Source organism: Pseudomonas sp. Irchel 3H9 (assembly GCF_900187495.1).
GTDB lineage: Bacteria > Pseudomonadota > Gammaproteobacteria > Pseudomonadales > Pseudomonadaceae > Aquipseudomonas > Aquipseudomonas sivasensis.
Window position 1 is genome coordinate 101,284 of sequence record NZ_FYDK01000002.1, and the last position, 11,847, is coordinate 113,130.

Consider the following 11,847-nt stretch of genomic DNA (forward strand, 5'->3'; position numbering starts at 1 on the left):
TGTGTCGAGAAGGTCGCCATCGGGGGCAAGCCCCCTCCCACATTGGCTCAGCGGTGTTCATACATTGTGTGTCTGACGCGGGACCAGTGTGGGAGGGGGCTTGCTCCCGATGAGGCCGGAACTGACGCTGCCGAAACCTCATTGGACGTGGAAGTACCTTGTTTTGAGGCTGTGGTGTAAGGCATGTCTTACTCCTTTGTACGAAGTCTCTTTTGTTCTTCTCCTCGCTCATCATCTTGGCTATCTGGTGTTAGGTTCTGCCGCGCAAAAACCTAATGCAGAGGAAGCATGCAATGGCGAACCCTATAACCCCGCCTGGTGTATCTGTTGACGAAAATATGGCCACCGCTTTTCATAAAAAGAATGTACTGAAAGCCGGTTCAGCGTTTATGTACTCTTGGTTTTATACTCAGGTCCGCAATCGCGGCCCGTGGGACTACAAGCAAATTTCCAAAGAATATGAAGCGTTTGGAAATTTTCACTATGGTGCGGTGGGGATTGCGGCGGGTTTCAGCGAGGAAGTGCTTTTACGCGCAGCGGGACTTGCTCAAACCAGAGCGGGTACGGATAAACCCGAGTTTGGTCGTTGGTGGGGGGATGCGCCTTTCGGTGACGATCCAGTCGACCAATATTGGATCAAGAAAGGAATCAGCTATGCCAGGTTCAGGAACTACTAGAAAGTCGCTTTACTCAAGGGTTACAACGATTTTGCTGGCGCTTTGCTTGGTGTATATCGCTGGTGATTGGCTGCTTTCGCCGGGCCGTCCGCAATTGACGGAGGTTGTACTCCGTGTACCGATCAGTGATGACGCTTCGATCTATGGCGTCAAGGATGATCGCGGAGGGGCCACTGTTCCGTTCAGTTACCGATATTACGTTTACCGCACCTTGGGAACCGATAGTGAAATATTGGCTGTATTGAAAGATGCCCATCCGTTTCTAGTTACGCGTGACGGGGCGGTAAAAGTTGATGTCGAGAGCCGTTCGATTACGGTTTCGGTGTCGGGGGATGTATCCGACTATCACAGCAGTACCCTGTATCGGCATGCCAATGGTAGTGATTACACAGCGGTGAGTGTTTTTCTTAATAGTCGGCCAGAGGGCTGAAATGTGCGGTGGCTCAGTCAGTGGTGGTTGACTGAGCCACCTCTATCGGGGGCAAGCTCTCTCCTGGATTTAGCTTGAACTGTGCCTGGAGGTGATGTCAGGCGCCAGGTTGCCAGCCGCCGCCGAGTGCCGTCAGGAGTCCTACACTGGCCTGCAGCTGCCGCGTCTGCACCGCCTGCAATGTCCGTTGCGCTTGCAACGCCGCCGTCTGCGCCGTCACCACATCCAGGTAACTCACCGCACCTGCTTGATAGCTGTTCATCGCCAGCGATTGCGTGTGTTGCGCCGCGTCCGCCGCGGCTTGCTCATCCTGCGCTTCCTGCTGCAAATCCCGCAGTTGCGCGAGGTTATCTTCCACCTCGCGCACGGCCTTCAGTACCTGGCTGCGGTACTGCGCGGACGCTTCTTCAAACTCGGCCTTGGCTTGGCGTTCATTGGCATTCAGGCGGCCACCGTCAAAGATCGGCAGGTTCACCAACGGCCCCAGCGCCCAATACCGATTACCCGCCGAGAGCAAATTCCCCACGCCCTGCGTTTGCCCGCCGATCAGCCCGGTCAAGCTGAAGTCCGGATACCACGCCGCCTTGGCTACGCCGATATTCGCGTTGGCCGCAAACACCCGGCGTTCTGCCGCCGCAATGTCCGGGCGACGTTGCAGCAGGTGGCTTGGCAGCTGCGAGGGAACCCCTGGCAGGGCGATCAGTTGCTGGCCGGGCGGCAGCGTAAAGTCGCTGGCTGCCACACCCACCAATTCACCGATGGCGTGCTCGGTGAGGTTGCGTTGCCCGCGTACCTCATCCAATTGCGCCCTGGCCTGCGCCAGTTGATTTTGCGCACGGGTCAGGTCCAGCTCCGAGGCTATCTGGCCCTCATAACGGCTGCGGGTCAGTTGCAGTGCCTGGCTGAAATCCTCCAGCGAGCCAGTAAGAATCCGGCTCTGTGCATCCAGCCCATTGAGCTGCACGTACAAGGTCGCCAACTGACGCTGCAAACTCAGGCGCGCCACCGCCAGGTCATCCCCGGACGCTTGCGCCTGGGCGTCACCGGCCGCGACCTGATTGCGAATTTTGCCCCACAGGTCCAGGTCGTAACTCAATGAAAAACCGGCGGTGTTGCTGTTGTACACCGACGGCTGCGTCTCCCCCCGTAGCGGCCGCGAGTCAGATTGGCGCTGGCGCAACGGTTGTGCGCTGGCGGTAATCTGCGGGAACAGCCCGGCATGTAACTGACTGGCATAGGCTTGGGACGCATCGAAGTGCGCCAGCGCTGCAGCCAAGTCCGGGTTGGCCTTGAGCAATTGCTGTTGCAGGTCATTCAGGCGCGAATCGTTGTAGAGCTTCCACCATTCGGGAGCCAGTTGGTCGGACGGCTGCGCGCTGTGCCAGTTGCCGTCGCTGGTCTGTTCGCGGTAGTTGGCTGGCAGGTCAATAGACGGCACCTTGTAGCTCGGCGCCATCGAGCAACCTTGCAATACCAGCAGCGTCAATGCAGCGAGTGGTTTAAGCCCTGTGCGCATGCGCACCTTAAGCCTTACGCGCATGCGCACCTCCGGCGTCGGCCAGTTGCACAGCGTCGCCTTCGCGCAGAGCGTCGGGCGGGTTGTCGACCACGCGGTCGGCAGGTTTCAGACCCTGGTCGATTACCAGACGTTCGCCCAGGTCGAGGCCGATATGGATGGCTTGCAGGTGCACATGGTTCTGCCCATCCAGTACCGCGACCTGGGTGCCTTGGGCGCGAAAGATCAACGCGCTGGCCGGGATGCTCACACCATGGGTGTCGGCCGGAATCGGCAGCGTGGCTTCGGCGTAATCACCTGGCAGTAGCGCGTCGTCGGGATTGTCGACCACGAACTGCGCGAGCAGGGTGCCGGAGCGGCGGTCGATGGCAGTGGAGTCGCCGATCAGCCGTGCCTTGAAGTGCTCGCCAGGGTGTTCGGGCACGGTGAGCCGGGCTTCCAGGCCGGGGTGAATCACTGCCGCGTAGTTCTGTGGCACGGGTACATAAAGCCGCAGCTGGTGCGTATCCGCGATGCTGAACAACTCCGGGTCGCTGTCGGTGTCGGCCTTGATCAATTGGCCGATATCGGTGTTGCGCGCCGTGATGGTGCCGGCGAACGGCGCGCGAATCGTCTTGTAGCCTTCCAGTGCGGACAGCCGCGCATAGTCGGCAGCAGCAGCCTGGGCATTGGCTTTGGCGGCTGCGGCGTTGGAGGTTTTTTCATCGGCTTCCTGGCGCGATACGGAGTGGCTCGCCAGCAGGTTTTGCCATCGGGTTGCGGTGGTTGCAGCGAGGCGCGCATTGGCCTGTTCCTGCACCAAGCGTGCATGGGCTTGCGCCAGTTGCTGGTCGAGGTCGGGGCTGTCGATTTCGGCGAGGACTTGCCCGGCCTTGACCTGGCGGCCGATGTCGACTGTCCAGTCCTTCAAATAACCGCTGACCCGGGCGTGGATCGGCGCCTTGCTCCACGCCTCAAGGTGCGCCGGCAGGCGCAAGGTATCGCCGGCCACATTCTGCTTGGGTTGAAACACCATCACTTGCGGGATGGCGGCGGTCTCTGTCCAGGCGGAGACCGATTGCTCGTGCAGCGTGCGGGCATGCAAGCCGTTGGCGACCAACAGGGCAGCCACGGTCAGTCCGCCGACACCCATGAACATCAGGCGCTTGCGCGAGGGTTTGTGATCAGACGACATGTGGGGTTTCTCCTGCAACTGCGCGACTAGGGTGACGCCCGTGGACCAGGCTGAAGACCACGGGAACAAACAACAGGGTGGCGATGGTGGCGAAGATCAAACCACCGATCACCGCACGGCCCAGCGGCGCGTTTTGCTCCTCGGACAGCGCCAGGGGCAACATGCCGATGATCATCGCCAGGGCCGTCATGCACACCGGGCGGAAGCGCGTGTAACCGGCCTCCAGCGCGGCCTTGAGCGCATCACCATGTTCGGCCAGGCGCTCACGGCAGAAGCTCACCACCAGGATTGAGTTAGCCGTGGCTACGCCCATGCACAAGATGGCTCCGGTGAGCGCCGGCACCGACAATGAGGTGCCGCTGAGGAACAGCATCCACACGATCCCCGCTAACGCCGCTGGCAACGCAGTGATGATCACAAACGGGTCGGCCCACGATTGGAAGTTGACCACGATCAGCAGGTAGATCAGCACCACCGCGCCAAGCAGGCCGAAGCTCAAGCCGCTGAAGGCTTCATGCAGCGCGTCGATCTGCCCGTGCAGGCTGATCGTCGCGCCTTTTGGGCGCATGGACGCGGTGTCATCCAGCACCTTTTGCACGTCGCGGGCCACGCCGCCGAGGTCGCGGCCTTGCACGTTGGCGTACAGGTCCAGGGTCGGTTCGATGTTGTAGTGGGTCACCACCGCCGGGCTTTGCACACGGGAGATGGTTGCCACACCGCCGAGGATCTGCGACTGCCCGTTGGCGCCGGTGACGGGCAGCGCTTCCAGTGACGGAAGGCTGTCGAGGCGGTATTGCGGGGTGGCGGCGACGATGGAATAGGACACGCCGTTGGCCGGGTTGAGCCAGAAGGTCGGCGCGGTTTGCGAGCTGCCGGCGAGGGAGGCAACCATGCTGTTGGTCACGTCGCGCTCGGTAATGCCCAGGCCGTTGGCGCGCAGGCGGTCGACATTCACCTGCAGCGACGGGTAGCCGGTTGACTGCTGTATGCGCAGGTCGGCGATGCCGGGCACGTGTTGCAGGCGACGTTCCAGCTCGACGGCATAGGCGCGGTTTTCTTCATCGCTGCGCCCGGAGATTTTCACGTCCAGCGGCGCCGGCGCGCCGAAGTTGAGGATCTGGCTGCTGATGTCCGCCGGCAGGAACGCGAAGTGGCTGCCGGGAAAACTTTGCGGGAGCGCTTCACGCAGTTTTTTCACGTAGTCGGCGGTGGGCGCGTGGTGTTTTTTCAGGCTGACTTGAATGTCGCCATCCTGCGGACCGATGGTGCCGCTGCTGCTGTAGGCCATGTCGATGCCGCTGAGCGGGATGCCAATGTTATCGACAATGGTGTCCAGTTCTTCGGCAGGGATGACCTCACGGATCCGCGCTTCGATACGGTCGAAGGCGGCGGCGCTTTCTTCGATGCGCGTGCCCAGCGGCAGGCGCACATGCAGGGCCAACGCACCGGCATCCGTGGCCGGGAAAAAGTCCTGGCCAAGGCTGGGCAATAGCAGGAATGAGGCGAGCACACAGGCCAGAAAACCCACGATAAAGCGCTTGCGATGACCCAGGGCCAATGTCAGCAAACCATGGTAGGTGTCGCGGATATTCGAGAAGTGGCGCTCGAACCCTTGCTGGAAATTCAGCACGGCTTGCAGCGCGGCAGTGCGCGGTTTCGTGTGCTGCTCACCCTCATGGTGGTTGATGAATTCATCTTCCGGATGATGTCCCGCGCCTTGCTCCGGCGTATGCGGCTTGAGCAGGAACATCGCCAGCGTCGGCACCAGGGTGCGCGAAAGAATGAACGAGCTGGCCATGGCAAAGATTACCGCCAGCGCCATGGGCCGGAACAGATAACCGGCAATGCCTTGCAGCAGGAACATCGGCACGAACACGATGCAGATGCACAGCAGCGAGACGAACGCCGGGCCGACAATTTGCGCGGCGCCGTCGAGGATCGCGGTCTTCACCGCCTTGCCTTGTTCCAGGTGCCAGTTGATGTTTTCGATGGTCACCGTGGCGTCGTCCACCAGGATCCCCACCGCCAACGCCAGCCCGCCGAGGGTCATGACGTTGAGGGTTTGCCCGCTGACGGCCAGCAGCGCTATCGCTGAGAGCACTGCCAGAGGAATCGACGCCGCAATAATGATCGTGGAGCGCCAGCTGCCGAGGAACAGCAGGATCATTGCGCTGGTCAGCAGCGCGGCGATGATGCCTTCCTGGGCCACGCTGCCCACCGATTGCTTGACGAACACCGAGGCGTCGCCCAGCAACGAGGTCTTCAGTGACGGTGGTAGGGTCTCGTTGATGCGCGGCAGCATTCCACGGATACCGTCGATGATCGACAGGGTGGAAATGCTGCCGTTTTTCAACGTCGGCATCAGCACTGCGCGATGACCGTCGACGCGCACGATGTTGGTCTGCGGCGGCGAGCCGTCACGCACGTGGGCAACCTGGCCGATGGTGATCAGCGCGCCGTCGACGGTCTTGATCGGCAGGTCGTTAAGCTCATCGATGGCCTTGGTGCTGTTGTTGAGCAGGATGGTGTATTCGTTGGGGCCGAGCTTGGCAGTGCCCACCGGAATGATCTGATTCTGCAGCGCTAGGGCATTGCCCACATCCTGGGCCGACAGGCCTTTGGCAGCCAGCGCTTGCGGGTCGAGGTCGAGGGTGATCTGACGCTGCTTGCCACCCATCGGTGTGGGCATGGCCAGGCCGGGCAGGGCGCTCAACGGCAGGCGGATGTTGTTCTGCACCAGGTCGCGGATCTTGGCTTCCGAGAGGCTTGGGCTGGAAAACGCCATTTGCAGGATCGGCACAGTGGACGCGCTGTAGTTGAGGATCAGCGGCGGCGTGATGCCCGGCGGCATTTGCTTGAGCACGGTTTGTGACACGGCGGTCACTTGGGCATTGGCGGTGCGGATATCGACGCCGGGTTGGAAGAAGATTTTCACGATGCCCATCCCTGGCAGGGATTGGGATTCGATATGTTCGATGTCGTTGACGGTGGTGCTCAGGGAGCGTTCGTAGGTGTAGATCACGCGGCCCGCCATGGCGTCCGGCGACAGGCCGTTGTACTGCCAGACCACGGCGACCACAGGGATGCCGATATCGGGGAACACGTCGGTGGGAGTACGCAGGGCCGCCATCGGCCCGATGATGCAGATAAATATGGCCAACACGATAAACGTGTAGGGCTTTTGCAGTGCGGTCTTTACCAGCCCGAGCATGCGTGAACCTCCGAGGGAGCAGGATTGCAAACCCCGGCAGTCTTGCCCGACCCACCTAACACGCGCCTTTCAGCCAGGTGAAGGAACATTTAGGTAAGGGCTGAAGATCGTTTCATATGGATTCATTTGTTCCAGGCAGCGCTGCTGGTCACGCTTGTCACCCATCGGACATATCGTCTTTTTGGAGTACTGCCATGTCACTTAAACCTCTGTTGTTGATCCCTGCATTGGGTGTCGTATTGCTGCTGTCGGCGTGCGCCGGCCCGATCCCTAAAGCGGATCCGAGTGAGGCCTGGATTGGTCTGACGGAGGATGCGCCGAATGACTTGCTGGCTGAGCGCGTGGACGGCAAGCGTGTGGATGACGGGCGCTATTTCGAGGTGAAACCGGGGGCTCACAGCCTGGATGTTACGTTGTACGAAGAGGAGCCCGGCGACGACAATCAGCGGGATTGCCAAGGCCGGGTCGAATACGAAGCCTTTAAGGCGGGTGAGCACTACACGCTGGTGGAATCCAGCCTGGGCACCACCGTGCGTGCATCCTTAAAGGATGGCCACGGCAAGGAAGTTGCGGCGACGCGGGACTTTAATTGCATGCCTGGCTAGGCGTGGTGTGCCGCTGCCTTTAGGGGCTTGGCAGGTTTTACGTGGGGGTGATGGTGCCGACGGGTAATGCGCAACACCCCCCACAACATGGCGCCGGCAACCGCCAGCCAACCGCAGATCAACATCACAATCGTCGTTGCAAGGCTCATTCAGGCCTCCTTTCGCCCAGTACGGGGCACACACAGTCTTCTCAATGGACAGTCTAGCTACCTGACGGTTGCCTGCTATTGACCAATGGTCGTGTTCATCCAACTTGTTTGCTCTATCTCAGGCGGTAAACCCTGGCTTTGGGCTATACCCGCGTGGCCGAGCGCCCTATGATCAGGGCCCTTACCGGCAGTTGATCAAGAGAGTAAAAAATTGCGGTTACGGTCGAACGTTAAATCATCCCTGTTGCTGGCCTGCGCCGTGGGCCTCGCGGCCTGTTCCGGGCATCCTTCGAAACTGCCGGGCTTGCCGGAGCGCGTCGAACTCAATGGTGTGCCGACCTTTCGCAGCGAGGCTTATCAGAGCGGTCCTACGGCGTTAGCCAGCATGCTGTCGCAACAAGGCATTGTCATGACACCGGGTTTGCTGGATAAGCCGCTGCGTTTGCCGGGCGGCGAAGCGGACCTGGAACGCAACATGCAAGTGCTGGCCCGTGAGTACGGGCTGATGGTGTATCCACTGGATGACAAACTGACGGCCGTGCTGGCGCAAGTGGCGGCGGGTTATCCGGTGATGGCGCGGGTGGGTGGCGGGCTGTGGTCGGATGCGCACTATGTTGTCGTGGTGGGCTTCAATCAGCAGAAAAGCACGGTTCTGCTGCGCTCGGGCATGGACCGGCGTTTATTGATGAGTTTCAGCGACTTTGAATCGAAGTGGGCAAGCGCCGGGCACTGGGCGATCCTCACCCAGCGTCCGAGCCAGTTGCCAGCGAATGTGGATGCCCAGCGTTGGCGCGAGGCGGCAAATGCGACGGCCCAAGCCGGGCAGGAGCAGGCGGCGGCCCAGGCGCTTAAAGTATTGTCAGAACACCGATAAAAATGTGGTGCGGCGCCCTTTAACGGTGGGCTTGCGCCGCATTCGAGCGGTTCTTCAGATTTTTGTCGGCCTTGTAGCGCAATGCCACGTCCGGCACCGAACCGCCCTTGCCGGTCTCGACCCAGCTGCGAATACGGCTGGCATCGGCAAAGTGCGTGAACTTGCCGAACGCATCCAGGATCACCAGCGACACCGGGCGATTACCCATGCTGGTCACCAGTACCAGGCAATGGCCGGCCTGGTTAGTGAAGCCGGTCTTGGTCAACTTGATATCCCAGTTGGCGCGGTTGATCAGGTGGTCAGTGTTGGAGAAACCCAGGGTGTAGTTGGGCTTGCGGAACGCAACGGTCTTTTCCTTCGTGGTGCTCAACTGGCTGAGCAGCGGGTAGTGCCGTGCGGCAGCCAACAGCTTGCTCAGGTCGCGGGCGGTGGACACGTTGTGGATCGACAGGCCGGTGGGTTCAACATAGTGGGTGTTGGTCATGCCCAGCGCCTTGGCCTTGGCGTTCATCGCCGCGATAAATGCCGGGTAGCCCCCCGGATAGTGGTGGGCCAGGCTGGCGGCGGCGCGGTTTTCCGATGACATCAGGGCGATCAGCAGCATTTCCTTGCGAGGCATTTCGCTGCCGATTTTTACGCGGGAGAACACGCCTTTCATTTCCGGCGTGTCTTTGATGTTGATGTCGATGTACTCATCCATGTTCTGCTTGGCTTCAAGCACGATCAGGCCGGTCATCAACTTGCTCACCGACGCAATCGGCACTACTACGTCGGGGTTGCTGGCGTAGATGACCTTGTTGGTCTGCAGGTCCACCAGCATGGCGCTGCCGGATGCGATCTGCAGTTTGGATGGGTCGCGCGGCGCCTGGGTGGATTCGGCGGCGTGCGCAAAGGTGCCTGTGAACGCAAAAAATAGGCTGGCAATAGAAAGACGAATTTTCACGCGGATGAACTCGCTAAAAAAGTAGGAAATACCGTTGAGTAACGGTTTCTTTGATAAATGCCGTTACATTTTAGGAGTATGGACGATGGTGTGTCGAATGTTCTTCTAAAACCAGACGAAAGTGCTTAAAAACTAAGAAAAAACAGGTTTTTTTCGGGCAATAAAAAGCCCTGCGATAAGGCAGGGCTTTTTCAGTACGACTGGTTATTAACCGTGCAGGGTCTCTGCGGCGTACAGGGTGTTCTCCAGCAGGCAAGCGCGGGTCATCGGGCCGACGCCGCCTGGCACCGGGGTGATCCAGCCAGCGCGGGGCAGGGCAGTCTCGTACACCACATCGCCTACCAGCTTGCCGTCTTCCTGACGGTTGATGCCCACGTCGATAACGATGGCGCCTTCCTTGATCCACTCACCCTTGACCAGGCCCGGCTTGCCGGCGGCTACGACAACGAGGTCGGCACGACCAACGTGGCCTGCCAGGTCCTTGGTGAAGCGGTGGGTAACGGTCACGGTGCAGCCGGCCAGCAGCAGCTCCATGGCCATTGGGCGACCGACAATGTTGGACGCGCCGACCACAACTGCATCAAGGCCGTACAGATCGACACCGGTACTTTCCAGCAGGGTCATGATGCCTTTTGGCGTGCACGGACGCAGCAGGGGGATGCGCTGGGCCAGGCGGCCGACATTGTAAGGATGGAAGCCGTCGACGTCTTTGTCCGGGCGGATTCGCTCCAGCAGCTTGGACGCGTCCAAGTGCTCGGGCAGTGGCAGTTGCAGGAGGATGCCGTCGATCGCAGGGTTGTCGTTGAGGCCGTCGATCAGATCGGTGAGTGCCTCTTGGGTGGTGGCGGCAGGCAGGTCATAGGCCTTGGATATAAAGCCGACCTCTTCACAGTCTTTACGCTTGTGCGAGACATAAACCTGAGAGGCAGGATCGCTGCCGACCAGGATCACCGCGAGGCCAGGCGTGCGCAGGCCTTGCTGGCTGCGCTCGGTGACTCGTTTGGCGATCTGCTGGCGCAGGCTGGCGGCGATTGATTTGCCGTCGATAAGTTGTGCAGTCATTACGCGTGATTAACCATCGAGAGGGGGAGGAAAAGTGCGCGCATTCTCGCACGCCATGGCGTGAGGGCAAAGGCGCTTGGTCTGCAAATTGGCCTAACCCCTTAAATAAAATGAATTTTTTTCAAAAAAGATTTGACGGGTTTCCGGGCCCTCTATACTATTCGTCGCACTTGTCGGGCACAGCCTAGCACTGGTTAAGAAGGTCGAGCAGAATTGTTGTACTGCAAGGCTGGAAGCACTTAGTTTGTAATCCTCGAAGAGTACAGATTAATAAGGCGCCCGTAGCTCAGCTGGATAGAGCATCCGCCTTCTAAGCGGATGGTCGCAGGTTCGAGTCCTGCCGGGTGCGCCATTAGGCAGCTTTGGCACAAGTAGCGCTATATGGTGGGCGTAGCTCAGTTGGTAGAGCACGGGATTGTGACTCCCGTTGTCGAGGGTTCGATCCCCTTCGTCCACCCCATATTTTGAAAAGGCGCCAGATTAATTGTCTGGCGCCTTTGCTTTAAGAGCTTCAAACGCGGATGTGGTGGAATTGGTAGACACACTGGATTTAGGTTCCAGCGCCGCGAGGCGTAAGAGTTCGAGTCTCTTCATCCGCACCAATTAAAGCTTCGCAAAGCCGTCAGGCTGGGTGGGGTCAACAAAGAAGATGTTCGAGTTCTTTGTTAATGCAATATGGTGGGCGTAGCTCAGTTGGTAGAGCACGGGATTGTGACTCCCGTTGTCGAGGGTTCGATCCCCTTCGTCCACCCCATATTTTGAAAAAGCGCCAGATCAATGATCTGGCGCTTTTTTTTTGCATCTGGAAAAAGCCGGGTCTTGTTTCTGTGGGCGGTTGCGGTCGAGTAGTGCGAGGCGCCTAGAGATTATGGTTGTCAAAAAAGCAAGCATTCTCAATGCCTTGGCGTTAGAATCGTTGCCGGTTTTGAACGTGTAGGACTGATGCTCGTCTATAGAGAGGTCAGTACCGCTATTAAATAGCGATAACGGCGCAGTACCTGAAAAGGGCTGTGCCGTTTTCGTTTAAGCGTTTCGAGTTTCAAGGGCGGGGCGCTTCATCGTATTTGTGTTTCTCGATGCTGCTTCCCTGTCGCCGGTCTTGCTCGCAAGGCTGGCTGCCGGGGGCTGCGTTCCTGGTCCTTCTATATATAGAAGGGTTGGCGCAGAGCCCTGGCGTGATGAGCTGTATTTGCTAACGGGCTGAGG

Annotated in this window: 10 protein-coding genes and 4 tRNA genes; 8 read left to right on the top strand and 6 right to left on the bottom strand. The window is 59.5% G+C overall.

All coding sequences use genetic code 11. The annotated features are described in order from the left end of the window. The first annotated feature begins 293 nt into the window (after positions 1 to 293). Complete coding sequence (locus CKW32_RS06450; RefSeq protein ID WP_256226789.1) at positions 294 to 677, top strand: polymorphic toxin type 44 domain-containing protein; 384 nt, start codon at positions 294 to 296, stop codon at positions 675 to 677. Continuing rightward, positions 655 to 1,107 (top strand): hypothetical protein, encoded by a 453-nt coding sequence (locus tag CKW32_RS06455; protein WP_081797821.1) that lies wholly within the window; start codon positions 655 to 657, stop codon positions 1,105 to 1,107. Before CKW32_RS06450 ends, CKW32_RS06455 begins: the two co-directional genes overlap by 23 nt. A 97-nt stretch (positions 1,108 to 1,204) precedes the next feature. On the opposite strand, the gene CKW32_RS06460 is transcribed toward CKW32_RS06455, so the two are convergent. Genes CKW32_RS06460 through CKW32_RS06470 form a run of 3 tightly spaced genes read right to left on the bottom strand, consistent with a single transcriptional unit; the run spans position 1,205 to position 7,008 of the window. Continuing rightward, the gene (locus CKW32_RS06460) at positions 1,205 to 2,623 is read right to left on the bottom strand and encodes an efflux transporter outer membrane subunit (protein ID WP_095184377.1); all 1,419 of its coding nucleotides are present in this window, start codon (positions 2,621 to 2,623) and stop codon (positions 1,205 to 1,207) included. A gap of 7 nt (positions 2,624 to 2,630) precedes the next feature. Next, complete coding sequence (locus CKW32_RS06465) at positions 2,631 to 3,797, bottom strand: efflux RND transporter periplasmic adaptor subunit (RefSeq protein ID WP_095184378.1); 1,167 nt, start codon at positions 3,795 to 3,797, stop codon at positions 2,631 to 2,633. Next, positions 3,787 to 7,008, bottom strand: a complete 3,222-nt coding sequence (locus CKW32_RS06470) for an efflux RND transporter permease subunit (protein WP_095184379.1) — start codon at positions 7,006 to 7,008, stop codon at positions 3,787 to 3,789. Before CKW32_RS06470 ends, CKW32_RS06465 begins: the two co-directional genes overlap by 11 nt. Positions 7,009 to 7,202: 194 nt before the next feature. Here CKW32_RS06470 and CKW32_RS06475 point away from each other — a divergent pair, with 194 nt between their 5' ends. Further along, positions 7,203 to 7,613: a hypothetical protein gene (locus tag CKW32_RS06475; RefSeq protein ID WP_095184380.1), complete on the top strand. Its 411-nt coding sequence runs from the start codon at positions 7,203 to 7,205 to the stop codon at positions 7,611 to 7,613. Here CKW32_RS06475 and CKW32_RS28270 read toward each other — a convergent pair. Beyond that, on the bottom strand, positions 7,610 to 7,762 hold the full coding sequence (locus CKW32_RS28270) for a hypothetical protein (RefSeq protein ID WP_163034900.1): 153 nt from the start codon (positions 7,760 to 7,762) through the stop codon (positions 7,610 to 7,612). The genes CKW32_RS06475 and CKW32_RS28270 overlap by 4 nt on opposite strands. Before the next feature lie 211 nt (positions 7,763 to 7,973). Here CKW32_RS28270 and CKW32_RS06480 point away from each other — a divergent pair, with 211 nt between their 5' ends. Continuing rightward, positions 7,974 to 8,636 carry a C39 family peptidase gene (locus CKW32_RS06480; protein WP_095184381.1) on the top strand — a complete coding sequence of 221 codons (663 nt, stop codon included), beginning with the start codon at positions 7,974 to 7,976 and terminating at the stop codon, positions 8,634 to 8,636. A 19-nt stretch (positions 8,637 to 8,655) separates the two neighbouring features. Here CKW32_RS06480 and pbpG read toward each other — a convergent pair whose 3' ends face one another. Together pbpG and folD are read right to left on the bottom strand one after the other, a co-directional pair. Next, positions 8,656 to 9,579 carry a D-alanyl-D-alanine endopeptidase gene (pbpG, locus tag CKW32_RS06485; protein WP_032890050.1) on the bottom strand — a complete coding sequence of 308 codons (924 nt, stop codon included), beginning with the start codon at positions 9,577 to 9,579 and terminating at the stop codon, positions 8,656 to 8,658. 207 nt (positions 9,580 to 9,786) lie between these two features. After that, complete coding sequence (gene folD / locus CKW32_RS06490) at positions 9,787 to 10,641, bottom strand: bifunctional methylenetetrahydrofolate dehydrogenase/methenyltetrahydrofolate cyclohydrolase FolD (protein WP_095184382.1); 855 nt, start codon at positions 10,639 to 10,641, stop codon at positions 9,787 to 9,789. Positions 10,642 to 10,916: 275 nt separating this feature from the next. Here folD and CKW32_RS06495 point away from each other — a divergent pair. From CKW32_RS06495 to CKW32_RS06510, 4 genes are all read left to right on the top strand, one after another. Beyond that, positions 10,917 to 10,993, top strand: a tRNA-Arg gene (locus CKW32_RS06495). 32 nt (positions 10,994 to 11,025) lie between these two features. Beyond that, positions 11,026 to 11,101 (top strand) — tRNA-His (locus tag CKW32_RS06500). A 57-nt stretch (positions 11,102 to 11,158) separates the two neighbouring features. Continuing rightward, positions 11,159 to 11,243 (top strand) — tRNA-Leu (locus tag CKW32_RS06505). A gap of 76 nt (positions 11,244 to 11,319) precedes the next feature. Beyond that, positions 11,320 to 11,395 (top strand) — tRNA-His (locus tag CKW32_RS06510). Positions 11,396 to 11,847 lie beyond the last annotated feature (452 nt).

Coding starts and splice junctions, on each gene's coding strand:
- CKW32_RS06450 (WP_256226789.1), top strand. CDS start 294: ATGGCGAACCCTATAACCCCGCCTGGTGTATCTGTTGACGAAAATATG.
- CKW32_RS06455 (WP_081797821.1), top strand. CDS start 655: ATGCCAGGTTCAGGAACTACTAGAAAGTCGCTTTACTCAAGGGTTACA.
- CKW32_RS06460 (WP_095184377.1), bottom strand. CDS start 2,623: ATGCGCACAGGGCTTAAACCACTCGCTGCATTGACGCTGCTGGTATTG.
- CKW32_RS06465 (WP_095184378.1), bottom strand. CDS start 3,797: ATGTCGTCTGATCACAAACCCTCGCGCAAGCGCCTGATGTTCATGGGT.
- CKW32_RS06470 (WP_095184379.1), bottom strand. CDS start 7,008: ATGCTCGGGCTGGTAAAGACCGCACTGCAAAAGCCCTACACGTTTATC.
- CKW32_RS06475 (WP_095184380.1), top strand. CDS start 7,203: ATGTCACTTAAACCTCTGTTGTTGATCCCTGCATTGGGTGTCGTATTG.
- CKW32_RS28270 (WP_163034900.1), bottom strand. CDS start 7,762: ATGAGCCTTGCAACGACGATTGTGATGTTGATCTGCGGTTGGCTGGCG.
- folD (WP_095184382.1), bottom strand. CDS start 10,641: ATGACTGCACAACTTATCGACGGCAAATCAATCGCCGCCAGCCTGCGC.